A 12434-nucleotide genomic window follows, 5' to 3' on the forward strand; every position below is an offset into this window, starting at 1 on the left:
GCCAGTTGTCTACTGAGCTGGAAAGCACGCGGAGGGCGTTGCGGGATGCCGTGGCGCAGGCCGAGCGCGCCGCCGAGCTGGCGAGGCTGCTGGACGCCGCCCAGGCCAAGCTGGCGGCGGCCGAGCAGAGCGCCGAGGAGGCCAGGGCGCTGGCCGAGCAGCTGGGCGCGGCCGAGGAACGGCTGGAGGCCGAGCGGGCGGCGGCCGACAAGCTGCGCAAGGAGCTGGCCGAGCAGCGCTTCCAGGCCGAGGTGGCCAATTGGAAGCTGTCCTCGATCAAGGTCGCGCGATGGAACCGGCTCGGCGACGCCATCAAGAGCGGCAAGAACAACCCCATGCGGCTGGCCAAGGGCCTCAGGGGCGCCGCCAAGCCGGTCAAGCGGCCGTCCGCGCCCAAGCGCAAGCCCGTCGCCGGCGCGGGCAAGGCCAAGGACGAGCGCCCTGGAGCGGCGTTCCAGGCCACCAGCACCACCAGGACGCTCGGCGGCGCCTCGTTCAAGCTCAAGCCGTTCCGGGTGCCGACCGGCCCCAACACGCGGCCCCACCTGACGGCGGCGGTGATCGCCGACCCGCACGCCGAGGCGCTGCTGCGTTACGAGTGGCGGCAGACGACCGGCTTCACGCCGCGCGACTTCGCCAGGGTGCTCCCGCTGGAGGTGCCTCACCTGCTCGTGGTCGAGTCCGTCACGCAGGGCCCCTGGGCGGAGGAGATCACCGGGGAGCCCGGCGGCGGCCTCAAGGCGCTGCTGGCCTGGTGCGCCGAGCGCGGCATCCGCACGGTCTTCTGGCACACGGGGGGCGACGTGGCCGCCTACGCTGCGGCGGCCGAGCTGTTCGAGCACCGCTTCACGACCGACCTGACCGTGGCGTGGCCGCGGCTGCAGTTCGGGGTGCAGCCCCGGGTGCACAACCCGCTGCCGCTGGCGGGCGGGCGCATCGACCGGGTGCTCACGCTCGACCAGCTCCTGCCCGGCCACCTGGCCTACCCCGACGTGCTGACCTCCTACCGCTGGCCGGCCGCGGCCGACTGCCCGCCGGGCACGCCCCAGTGGCGGCTGGCCGAGATCGCCGCCTGCGGCACGCCCATCGGCACCGAGCCCGACGCGCGGCGGGCGCACGTGGCGCTGCGCAGGGCGTACCAGATGGGCACGATGACCGAGCGGATCGACGAGCTGCTCGACGCGATCGGCCTGCCCAGCGCCCGCGCCACGCTCAGCACCTCCGTCCTGCTGCCCATCCTCGACCCCTACCTGATGGAGCACGCGCTGGCGCAGGTCGCCAAGCAGTCGGGCGTCGACCAGCTCATCGTCATCGGGCCGCCGGAGGCCGAGCTGCGGGCCCGCGACGTGCTGCCCGACGTGGACGTGATCTACCGCAGGCCGCAGCCGTCGACGACCGAGGGCGCGATGCTCAACGCCGGCATCGACCTGTGCGAGGCCGACCTGGTGGCGGTCATGGACCCGCGCGACGTCTACGGCGCCCACTACCTGTCCGACCTGCGGCGGGCGTTCCTGTTCAGCACCGCCGACATCGCCGGCAAGGCCGCCTACTACGCCCACCTGCGCAAGCCGCAGGCCACGCTGCTCAAGCAGCCGGACGCCGAATACTCCTACCTTCCCGAGATCGCCGGCGCGACCCTGCTCGCGCGCAGGAACACGCTGCGCGAGCTGCGGTTCGCCGATCTCACCGACGGGTGGGACGAGGTGCTCATGCGGCAGTGCCGCACCGACGGGATCAAGGTGTTCTCGGCCGACCGGTTCGGTTACGTGCGCGTACGCGACGAGGACCGCTGGTTGCTGGGCGCCGCCCTCCTGGTCGAGTACGGCTCCGCCGAGCCGCACGCCCTCATCTGAGGCCGTCCACATGACGCCCGGCGAGCTGGCCGAGGTGCTGGGGGAGCCGCCGGCGCCCGAGGGGACGTGGGAGCGGGAGGCCGCGTACGTCTCGGCGGCCGCGCTGAGGCGGCGCGTCCCGGCCGCGACGCTCGCCGCCCGGGTACGCGAGCTCGACGGGGTGTCGCACGTGGACGTGCGGGAGAACGGGTTCCTGCGGATCGTCGTGAGCGTGCCGGGTGAGCTGGTCGAGACCGTGGAGCCGCTGGACATCCCCGAACCCGGCTGGCCTGACTTCCCGCGCACCTGGGACAACCCCGGCTTCGTGGTGCGGTACGGGCACGCGCGGGCCTGCGCGGTGCGGCGGTGGGCCCGCGAGCTGGGGGTGCCGTCCGGTGGTTTCCCTGCCGGGCTGCCGGCCGATCCGTACGACCGGCGGGTGCTGCGGGTCCTGGCCGAGCTGCCCGGGCGGCTGGCGCGCAGCGATCCGAGGTGGGAGACGTACCTCGTGCGGCTGGCGCTGGCCTATCACGACGCGCACGAGCACGCGCCCGCCGTGCCGATGGGGGACGCCCTGGCGGAGCCGGTGCACACGGCGCGGGTGCGGCTGGCGGAGGCGGTCGGCAGGGTGCTCATCGGGCCCGATCGGTTGTGATTGCTCACAAATATTCGGCCAAACGGCGAAATGGCGTAAAAATATCCCTTCTGAAGCTTGATCGCGTCTCGATCCGTGGTCACGGGTCCTGGGAGGGGTGGCGGTTCCGATAGCCTCGATCGGGTGAGTCGATACGTCCATCCCGCCGGGGACCGCCACGCCGAGATGATGCCCCACGAGCGCCCGCCGCTGGCGCCCGCCGACATCAACCGCATCAACCCCGCGATCTGGTCCCGAACGTCGACGCGCGCCGCGGAAGGCGCGCTCACCGTCGGCGGCGTGGACGTCCGCGACCTGGCCCGCGACCACGGCACCCCGCTCTACGTCCTCGACGAGGACGACGTGCGCTCGCGCATGCGCGACTACGCCACGGCGTTCGCCGACTCCGACGTCCACTACGCCGGCAAGGCGTTCCTGTGCAAGGAGATCGTGCGCTGGTTGCGCGACGAGGGCCTCGGGCTCGACGTGGCCAGCGGCGGTGAGCTGGCCGTCGCGCTGAGCGTCGGGTTCCCGCCGGGGCGCATCACGATGCACGGCAACAACAAGTCCGCCGCCGAGCTGACCAGGGCGCTGGAGGCCGGGGTCGGGCACATCGTGGTCGACTCGTTCGAGGAGATCGCCCGCCTCGGCTACCACGCCGAGCGGCTCGGCAAGCGGCCCAGGGTGATGGTCAGGGTGACCACCGGGGTCGAGGCGCACACCCACGAGTTCATCGCGACGGCCCACGACGACCAGAAGTTCGGGTTGTCCCTCAACTCCGGCACCGCCGCGGAGGCCGTACGCCGCATCCTCGCGCTGCCGCAGCTCGAGCTCGTCGGGTTGCACTCGCACATCGGCTCCCAGATCGCCGACACCGCCGGGTTCGAGGTGGCCGCGCGTCGGCTGGCCACCCTCCTCGTGCAGATCAAGGACGAGCACGGCGTGGTGCTGCCTGAGCTCGACCTCGGTGGCGGCTACGGCATCGCCTACGTCGACGGCGACGAGGCGCCCGACATCAAGGAGCTGGCCGACGCCCTGCGCGAGATCGTCACCAAGGTCTGCGTCGACGCGGGCCTGCCCGTGCCCCGCCTCACGGTCGAGCCCGGCCGCACGATCGTCGGCCCTGGCGGCATCACCCTCTACGAGGTCGGCACCGTCAAAGACGTCGAGGGCCTGCGCATCTACGTGAGCATCGACGGCGGCATGAGCGACAACGTGCGCACGGCGCTCTACGGCGCCGAATACACCGCCGTGCTGGCCAGCCGCGAGAGCCAGGGCCGGCCCATGCTGAGCCGCCTGGTCGGCAAACACTGCGAGAGCGGCGACATCATCGTGCGCGACTGCCACCTGCCCGCCGACCTCGCCCCCGGCGACCTGATCGCGGTGGCCGCGACCGGCGCCTACTGCCGTTCGCTGGCCAGCAACTACAACTACCTGCCCCGACCCGCCGTGGTGGCCGTGTCGCGCGGCGAGTCCCGCGTGATCGTGCAGGGTGAGACCGAGGACGACCTGTTGAGGGGGCAGCTGTGAAACCGCTGAAAGTGGCGCTGCTGGGCTGCGGCGTCGTCGGCACCCAGGTCATCCGGCTCATGCACGAGCAGGCCGGCGACCTGGCCGCCCGCATCGGCGCCCCGCTCGAGCTGGCCGGAGTCGCCGTGCGGCGGCTGGGCCGCAAGCGCGACGTCGCGGTCGGCCCCGAGCTGCTCACCACCGACGCCGAGGCGCTGGTGACCCGCGCCGACGTCGACATCGTGATCGAGGTCATCGGCGGCATCGAGCCGGCCCGCTCGCTGATCGTCGCCGCCCTGTCGGGCGGCAAGTCGGTGGTGACCGCCAACAAGGCGCTGCTGGCCGAGGACGGCGCGAGCCTGTACGAAGCCGCCCGCCAGGGCGGCGGCGACCTCTACTTCGAGGCCAGCGTGGCCGGCGCCATCCCGTTGCTGCGCCCCCTGCGCGAGTCGCTGGCGGGCGACCACGTCAAGCGGGTGCTGGGCATCGTCAACGGCACCACCAACTACATCCTCGACAAGATGGACACCACGGGCGCGTCCTTCACCGACGCGCTGGAGGAGGCGCAGACCCTGGGCTACGCCGAGGCCGACCCGACGGCCGACGTCGAGGGCTTCGACGCCGCCGCCAAGGCCGCCATCCTGGCCGGGCTCGCCTACCACAGCCGCGTCACGGCCGCCGAGGTGCACCGCGAGGGCATCACCGAGATCACCGCCACCGACGTCGCCTCCGCCAAGGACATGGGCTACGTCATCAAGCTGCTGGCCATCTGCGCCCGCTCCGAGGACGGCCGCTCCTTCGGGGTGCGGGTGCACCCGGCGATGATCCCCAGGTCGCATCCGCTGGCCGGGGTGCGCGAGGCGTACAACGCGGTCTTCGTCGAAGCCGAGTCGGCGGGGCAGCTCATGTTCTACGGCAAGGGCGCCGGTGGCGCGCCGACGGCCTCCGCCGTGCTCGGCGACCTCGTGGCCGTGGCCCGCAACCGCCTGGCCGGCACCCGCGGGCCCGACGAGTCCACCTACGCCGACCTGGCCGTGCACCCCATGGGGGAGACCGTCACGCGCTGCCACGTGGCCCTCGACGTGGCCGACAAGCCCGGCGTGCTGGCGCGGGTGGCGGAGCTGTTCGCCAAGCACGACGTGTCCATCCAGACGGTACGCCAGGAGGGCCGCGGCGACGACGCCCAGCTCGTCATCGTCACCCATCGCGCCACCGACGCCGCGCTGTCGGCGACCATGGAGGGGCTGCGCGAGCTAGACATCGTCCGCGCGGTGGCCAGCGTCATGCGGGTGGAGGGCGACGACTAGCGCGCTCCGCTTCGCAGGCGCACCTGCCCGCCGCGCTCGTCACCACCGAACCGGGCGACGTCATCTGCCGGGGAAGGCGAGGCCGCGGATCTTGCGGGCGGCGCGCTTGAGCACCGTGCGGTCCTGGGTGCGGGCCAGGCGCACCGCCTCCCGTCGCCAGGTCTCCGCCTTCTCCCGCCACCGCGCCGCGTCCCTGCCGTGTTTGCTCGCCTCCCTGCGCAGTTGCGCGAGCTCCGCCCTGAGCGTGGCCGTGCGCTTGCGGTAGAGGGCGATCTCCTTCTCCTGCCTGGCGGCGAGCAGTTCGAGGTCCGACACGGGTTTGCGGCGCGGCGGGTAGACGGCGGGGCGGCGCTTGAAGCCCCATGTCTCACCGTCCACCCATTCCACGCCGAACAGGGCGTCGACCAGGTCCTCCTGATCCTCGTCCGGCGCGGCCACCAGGGCGGCTCTCGACAGCGCCGCCGTACGGTCCAGCCGGGCGGCGGTCACGCCCTGCGCCGTCTCCTCCAGAACGATGCGCAGGGCGCCGAGGTCGTGCTCCTCCATGTGGCCCACCAGGCGCTCCACCGCATCGCCTGCGACCATCCAGCCGGGCGGGACGGACAGCCGGTAGGGAGGTGTCCCGGGGAGCGGCTGCGAGGTGTCCCCGGCCAGGTGCACGCGGGGGTCGTGGTCGAAGGCGGCCAGGATGAGGCGCAGGTCGAGGCCGGGGTCGGCGAGCGGGGAGCGGCGGGCCGTGGTGAGGGCGTCCCAGGGGCCGGTGACGGTGACCCGGACGTCCGGGACCGTGCTCGCCAGGAGGGCGTCGACGCTCGCCCGCACGTCCTCGTACGTCCCCGCGGGCACCACGGCGTCCACGTACGGCACCAGCCACTGGCGGCCGGAATCCGTGCGCAGGTAGCGCCGGTAGGGGACGCGGTCGGCGATGTAGGGGTCGTTGTAGCGCTTGAGTGCCGCGAAGTCGCGCATGGCCGTCGGCAGGCCGATGTGCCACGCCCGCGACTGCGGGTCGGGGACGTATATCGCGCCCGCCTGCGTGAGGCGGTAGCCGAGCTCGGTGTCCTCGGCCAGCACCAGCGACGTGTCCATGCCGCCGATCGAGCGCAGCAGCGCCGCGGGGTACGACACCGTGGCGCCCACGTGGATGCGGCCGGCCAGGGAACTAGGGGCGGTGCGGAGGCCGTCGTGATCGCGGATGATCTTCTCAGCCCAGTCGTGGCGGTGCGGTGAGAGGGGGAACAACTCCCGCTCCGTCCCCGCTTCCAGGGCCTGCCGTACCTGCTGCTGCGTCGGGAGCTCGTCGCCGGCGGTGAAGTCGATCCAGCCCAGCGCCACCACGTACGGGGCCAGGTGGTGCCAGCGCAGCTGGGCCTCCACGTGCCGCCGGTGCGGCACCATGTCGGCGTCCAGAACGAAGATCACCTCGCCCGTCGCGGTGTCCACGCCCGCCTGCACGGCCCACGCGCGGCCCCAGCCGCCCGGCGGGCTGGAGATCAGCTTCGTCCTGGCCGGCACGAGCTCCGGCAGCTGGAGCGGCGTGGAGCTGCCGTCGTCCACCACGATGACGTCGAGCAGGTGCTCCGGATAGCTCTGCGCCGACAGGGCCGCCAGCGTCAGGTCCAGGGTCTCCTGGCGGTCGTGGGCCGGGATGACGACGGTGACGGTCAGCGTGGGGTCCCACGCGCCGAGCGCGGGTGGGGTGAGGGTGCCGAAGTCGTTGCGCCTGATGCGGGGGATGCGGGTCACGGGCGGCTCCCGTCCATGGCCATGAGGGCGTTCGGCCGGAAGCCGCGCCACTGCTGCCTGTTGCGCTGCAGGAACGTCCCGATCGGCTCCTGCCAGGTGTGGCCGGCCGCCGGACCCCTGCGCAGGATGTAGCCCAGGCCGTGCGTACGGTAGATCTGCCCGCCCGCCGCCTGCAGCGCCTCCTGGAACTGGGTGTCCACCGAGCGCCGCAGCGGCCTGAACCCGCCCACCGCCTGGAACGCCGACCGCTCCGCCAGGATCGTCCCGCCGGCGACGAAGCTGGTGATCTGCTCGGTCGCCTGCCTGCGGTGCACGGTGACGTCGATGGACGACAGGTAGACGAACTCCGGCACCGTGCCGACCACCTGCGCTCCCGAGTACGCGTGGGCGAGCAGCAGATCCGGCAGGAAGTCGGGCCCGTACCAGTCGTCGTCGTCCATCTTCAGCAGGAACGATCCCGACGCCCTGGCGGCCGCCTCGTTGAGCACCTCGCCGAAGACCGCCCGGGGGTCGGCCTCGTACACGGTCAGCGGGCCCTCGAACGCCGCCGTCGCGGCCGCCACGTCCGGATGCCCCTTCGGGACGCCGTGCAGCGCGAGGATCACCTCCAGCCGGCCGCCGCGCTGGCGGGCGACCTGGCGGAGGGCGAACGGCACCATGCCGGCGCGGCGGGTCGCCAGCAGGACCGACGTGAGCGGGGGAGCGGGCGCGGGCGCGCCGAGCTGCTCCCACCGGGCCGCCACGCCGTGCGTACGCAGCGCGGCCCGGCGCAGGCGGATGCTGTGCTCCTCCCTGCGAAGGTCGTCCGAGAGGTCCGGGGACGTCGCGATCAGCCCGATGAGCTCGTCGCCGAGCGCGCCCGCCCAGCGCGGCGCCGGCTCCGAGACCAGCGGCACCCCGGCGGCGGCCAGCCCGGCCAGCACCCGGACGGCGGACAGCGGGCCGCTGTGCGCGCGTTGCCAGTCCACCTCGACGCCGCGGATCTGCCGCAACCTGGCCACGTCCGCGTCGGTGACGCCGCCTGATTCCGCGAAGGACGTCACGGCCTTGCCGTCCAGCAACACGGACCAGCGGCCGTCCCGCTCGGCCAGCGACGCCATGCCCCGGGACGGGGTGGTGACGAAGCCCTGGGGGTTCACCAGGCGCTCGTCCACCGGCGGCACCATCGACGGCTCGCCGAGGACGGCGGGGTCGGCCAGCGGCGACGCGGCCATGCCAGGACGTCCGAGCCGCTCCCAGCTCACCGCCCGGAGCGCCGGCCGCTCGATCGGCCTCTCGTCCCCTGCCCACGCCGCGGTCCCCGGCCCACCGCCTTCCTCGGCGGCCCGCCCGCCGTCCTGATCGCCCTGGCCGTGGCCGGGCCGCACGCCCGGCGCTTCGGCGGGCGGCCCGCCGGCGAGCGTGCGGAGGACCACGTCGCTGCCCGGGGCGCCGACCCGCTCGGGCACGGGCCCGGTCACCTCGGCGGGCGTCGCGTTCGGGTCGCCCGGTCGCCAGTCCGCCGCGCCGACTCCGGCGATCGCCGCCGCGGGTGCCGCGATCACGTCCAGGCGGTGTCCCGCGAACGCGCGCGCCGTCGCCGTGACCGTACGCCCCGCGGGCGTGGAGGAGGAGAACCGGGCATCCACCACCCAGACCCGGTTCTCGGGCTGATGCACCCGGAGATCCGTCAGCGACCGCCACCGGTGAGCGGGCGTGGGCGTGGGCACGGGGGCCGGGTGGGACGCGGGCGTGTCCAGGACGGCCACCACCACCCGCTCGGCCCGCGGCAGCAGCTTGTGGAGCGTCGCGATCCTGCGCAGATCGGCGGGCGTCCCGGCGAGGACGAGCACCTCGCGCGCCTTGCCGGGTTCGGCGGGCGTCCCCAGCAGGTCCCGGTCCAGGTCCACCACGTCCCGGGTGGTCACGGCGCCCTGGCCGGTCTCCGCGTGGAGCGGTTCGACGTCGTCGATCCCGGCGAAGAACACCTGGGCCTGGCGCAGCTCCGCCAGCAGGCGCCGGATCATCCGGCGCTCCGCAGGTGCCGGAGCAACGAGCTCAGCCCGCCGAACCGTTCGCTGGGGGCGCCGTCTGACGGCTCACCGGCGGACAGCCGTTCGACCTCGGACGTCAGCCGTTCCACCTCCGCCCGCAGCTCCTTGACCTCGTCCAGCCGCCGTCCCGCCAGCGCCCGCCACTTCGCGGGGTCACCGCTCAGCGGCTCGGCCTCGTCGGCCGTCGCGAAGCCGTACGCGGATCCGCTGACCCATTCCGAGCCGAACATCTCGTCCACCAGGTCGTCGGCCGCCCCCTCGAACAGGGCGGCGCGGGCGAAGGCGGCCGTGCGCTCCAGGCGGGCGGCGACGACGCCGTCCTCGCCCTCCGCCAGCGCCACGCTGACCAGGCCGAGTTGCTCGCCGTCCGCGTGGCGGACCAGCGCGGCGAGGGTGTCGGCGCCGAGCGTCCATCCGGTGGGGACGCTGAGCAGGAAGGGAGCGGGCGCGGCGGAGGCCGGTACGCTCTCCGCGAACTCGACCCGGGGCTCGTGGGCGTAGAGATGGCGCAGCAGGCGCAGGTCGAGCAGCGGGTCGTCGAGGCCGGCGCGGCGTTCGCCGGTCAGCTTGCCCCAAGGCCCGACGAGCACGACGGCGGCGTCGGTGAGCGTGCCCGCCAGCGCCGAGTCCACGGTCGCGCGCGTCTCCTCGTACGAGGTGGCCGTCACCACGACCCGCACGTAGGGCACGAGCCACGTGCGCCGCGGATGGGCACGCAGCCAGCGCAGGGCGGGGATCAGGTCGCCGAGGTACGACCAGTTGTGCCGGTGCACCTCCTTCTCCCGCACCATCACGGTGGACGGCCCCACGTGCCATGCCCTGGCCTGCTCATCCGGGATGAACACCGCCCCTGCCTGGGCCAGCCGGTAGCCGAGCTCGGTGTCCTCGGCCATGTTGAGCGAGGCGTCCACGCCGCCGGCCGCGCGCAGCAGCCCGGCGCGCACGGAGGTGGACGCGCCCGTGTGCAGCAGGTACGCGCTCGCGCCCGCGTCCTTGAGCCGCCTGGTCGACTCCAGGGTCTTCCTCGTGTATTCCGGCTGGACGCCCTCCTCGCCCGGCTCGTCCACGAACCGGACGTCGCCGATCACCACCGCGTAGCCGATGAGGTGGTGCCAGCGCATGTGCGTCTCGAGGTGGTCGTCGGGCAGGAGCATGTCGGAGTCGAGCCAGTGGACCACGTCTCCGGTGGCGGCGAGCTGCCCGGTCTGCCTGGCCGCGCCGCGCCCCCACCCCTCGGCCACCCGGACGACCCGCGCGCCCGGCAGCTGGATCGGCGGCTCGCTGCCGTCGTCCGCGACGACGACCTCGACCAGCTCGGACGGGTACGTCTGGCGCGCGAGCGTGGCGACCGTACGCTCCAGGACGTCAGCGCAGTTGTAGGCGGGGATGACGACGGACACGCGCAGCGAGGGCTCCCACGTCCCTGTCGCGGGCGGACGCAGCGGTGAATAGTCGTTGTGCCTGACGCGCGTCATACGGAGTCCTTGGCCAGCGCGCGAACCTCCGCGCGAAGCTCCTCCACCTCTTTCACCCGCGCCATGGCGTTCACCCGGTCCTCGCCGAGCGAGGCCAGGACGGCGCCCAGATCGTCGGCCCGCCGCGCCGAGGAGTTCTCGACGGCCCGCACCAGCAGGTCCAGCCGGGTGTCGATGGCCTTGATCGCGGTGGTGGTCCTGGCCAGCTCGGCCTCGTACTTCTTGACGCGCAGGTCGATCCGGTGTGCCTTGCCGTCGATGCGGCGCACGACGAGGGTGAGGAAGGCGAGAGCCGCCATGGACACCACGAACGCCACCACGGCGGCCGCCGCGCCGAGGGGCATCGTGCCGGAGAGGACGAGGAGGGCGAGCACACCGACGGTCACAGCTGCGAGGAGTGCGGCCATCGCTGCCAGTCGGCGGGGCGAGAGCATCCGCGCATACCTTTCGTAGTTCACACCTTGTCAGGACATCGGAGTCTTCACGGGCATCTGGGGATTATTGCCACCTTAGTAAACTGCGGTCACTACCGTGCCATAAGTTCCTGGCGAAATCTGGGAACCCGGTCCTTATCCCCTATGCCATAGGGCCTGCCGATTGTGCCAGGTTGTGGCTACCAGTCAGTAAATCGGGCGTAAGGTAGGCGCCGACTGAGTCCCGAGCGTTCGAGGAGCGCCCCTTCATGTCCGCCGCCCTGCCCTCTACTGGGCCCTCTACCGGTCCCTCTACTGGGCCCTCTACCGGTCCCTCTGCTGGGCCCGCTACGGGGCCTGCCGCTGGGCCCGCCACCCCCAGCGGCTTCGTGCGCACGCCGGAGAAAGGGCTGGGCCGCCTGCACTGGGCCGACGGGAGCTGGGTGGTCGACGGGCAGCCGCCCGACGTGCCAGGGCTACGCCCGCTGCGCGGCCTGGAGATCGAGTGGCCCGCTGCCGACGTGCCGCTCGACGGCCTGCTGAGCCTGGCCGCCGCCGGCATCCCGCTGACGGCCGAGCGCGCGCGGCCCTGGGTGCCGGCCGGCCTCACCGAGCTGCTCACCGACCGCGACTGGCTCCGCCACGCCGCCGACGGCACCGCGCGCTCCCTGGCCGACCTCCGGCGCGAGGAGCACAGCGTACGCCTGCGCCGGCTCGCGCACCCGGTCACGATTCACCCCAAGATCAGCATTGTCATGTCAAGCAAACGCTCAATCCTGATCGGCGCGGCGCTGGCGCAGATGGAACGCCAGCGCGAGGTCGAGGCCGAGGTGCTGCTCGGGCTGCACGGGGTGGGGTTCGAGCAGGTGCGCGAGGCGGTCGAGTCGTGCTCGCTGCCGGTGAAGTGGATCGAGGCTGAGGCGTCGGTGCCGTTCGGCGAGGTGCTCAACCGCACGGCCGCCCTGGCGAGCGGCGACCACCTGGCGAAGTGGGACGACGACGACTGGTACGGACCCCGCCACCTGGCCGACCTGTTCATGGCGATGTCGTACACCGGCGCCGACGTGGTGGGCACGACCGCGGAGTTCTTCTACCTGGAGCCGCTGAAGGCGACGATCAGACGCACGACGTTCGCGAGCGGGGCGCGTTATCCGAGCGAGGTGTGGTCCGATCATGTGGCCGGAGGAACGATCATGGTTTCTCGTTCAAAACTCAAGGAAATAGGGGGATTTCCTGCCGTGCCTCGCGCTGTTGATCTCGAGTTTCTGAAAGCCGCGCAAAAGGCCGGCGCGCGAATCTACCGCACCCACGGGCTGGGCTACGTCCTGCGCAGAGGGCTCACCGCCGACCACACCTGGCAACTGCCGCTCGCCCACTTCCTCAAGGTCGCCGCCAACCAGTGGCGCGGCTTCCGGCCGAGCCTGCTGATGGAGGCCGCATGACGCCACCCGGAAGCGCCGACGGCACGCTCGCCCAGCCCACGCC

Annotated in this window: 9 protein-coding genes; 5 read left to right on the plus strand and 4 right to left on the minus strand. The window is 72.9% G+C overall.

Annotated elements, in window-relative coordinates; translation table 11 throughout:
- Positions 1-5 precede the first annotated feature (5 nt).
- The 4 genes from E1294_RS34475 to E1294_RS34490 all read left to right on the plus strand — a co-directional run bounded on the left by E1294_RS34475 (position 6) and on the right by E1294_RS34490 (position 5282).
- On the plus strand, positions 6-1853 hold the full coding sequence (locus E1294_RS34475) for a dehydroquinate synthase/iron-containing alcohol dehydrogenase family protein (RefSeq protein ID WP_246083494.1): 1848 nt from the start codon (positions 6-8) through the stop codon (positions 1851-1853).
- Positions 1854-1863: 10 nt separating this feature from the next.
- The gene (locus E1294_RS34480; RefSeq protein WP_132515161.1) at positions 1864-2487 is read left to right on the plus strand and encodes an anticodon-binding protein; all 624 of its coding nucleotides are present in this window, start codon (positions 1864-1866) and stop codon (positions 2485-2487) included.
- Positions 2488-2610: 123 nt separating this feature from the next.
- Complete coding sequence (gene lysA / locus E1294_RS34485; protein WP_132515162.1) at positions 2611-3996, plus strand: diaminopimelate decarboxylase; 1386 nt, start codon at positions 2611-2613, stop codon at positions 3994-3996.
- Positions 3993-5282, plus strand: coding sequence for a homoserine dehydrogenase (locus E1294_RS34490; RefSeq protein ID WP_281284557.1), 1290 nt, complete (start codon positions 3993-3995; stop codon positions 5280-5282). The genes lysA and E1294_RS34490 overlap by 4 nt, the downstream gene beginning before the upstream one ends.
- 60 nt (positions 5283-5342) lie before the next feature.
- Here the strand turns inward: E1294_RS34490 and E1294_RS34495 are convergent, their stop codons facing one another.
- The 4 genes from E1294_RS34495 to E1294_RS34510 are packed head-to-tail and all read right to left on the minus strand — an operon-like array spanning position 5343 to position 10943.
- On the minus strand, positions 5343-7028 hold the full coding sequence (locus E1294_RS34495) for a glycosyltransferase family 2 protein (RefSeq protein ID WP_165977623.1): 1686 nt from the start codon (positions 7026-7028) through the stop codon (positions 5343-5345).
- Positions 7025-9034 (minus strand): glycosyltransferase, encoded by a 2010-nt coding sequence (locus E1294_RS34500; protein ID WP_132515164.1) that lies wholly within the window; start codon positions 9032-9034, stop codon positions 7025-7027. Before E1294_RS34500 ends, E1294_RS34495 begins: the two co-directional genes overlap by 4 nt.
- Positions 9031-10536: a glycosyltransferase family 2 protein gene (locus E1294_RS34505; protein WP_132515165.1), complete on the minus strand. Its 1506-nt coding sequence runs from the start codon at positions 10534-10536 to the stop codon at positions 9031-9033. Before E1294_RS34505 ends, E1294_RS34500 begins: the two co-directional genes overlap by 4 nt.
- Complete coding sequence (locus E1294_RS34510) at positions 10533-10943, minus strand: hypothetical protein (protein ID WP_132515166.1); 411 nt, start codon at positions 10941-10943, stop codon at positions 10533-10535. The genes E1294_RS34505 and E1294_RS34510 overlap by 4 nt, the downstream gene beginning before the upstream one ends.
- 395 nt (positions 10944-11338) lie before the next feature.
- On the opposite strand from E1294_RS34510, the gene E1294_RS53190 reads away from it, so the two are divergent.
- Positions 11339-12391, plus strand: coding sequence for a glycosyltransferase family 2 protein (locus tag E1294_RS53190; protein ID WP_165977624.1), 1053 nt, complete (start codon positions 11339-11341; stop codon positions 12389-12391).
- The last annotated feature ends 43 nt before the right edge of the window (positions 12392-12434 follow it).

The organism is Nonomuraea diastatica (assembly GCF_004349015.1).
GTDB classification, from domain to species: domain Bacteria; phylum Actinomycetota; class Actinomycetes; order Streptosporangiales; family Streptosporangiaceae; genus Nonomuraea; species Nonomuraea diastatica.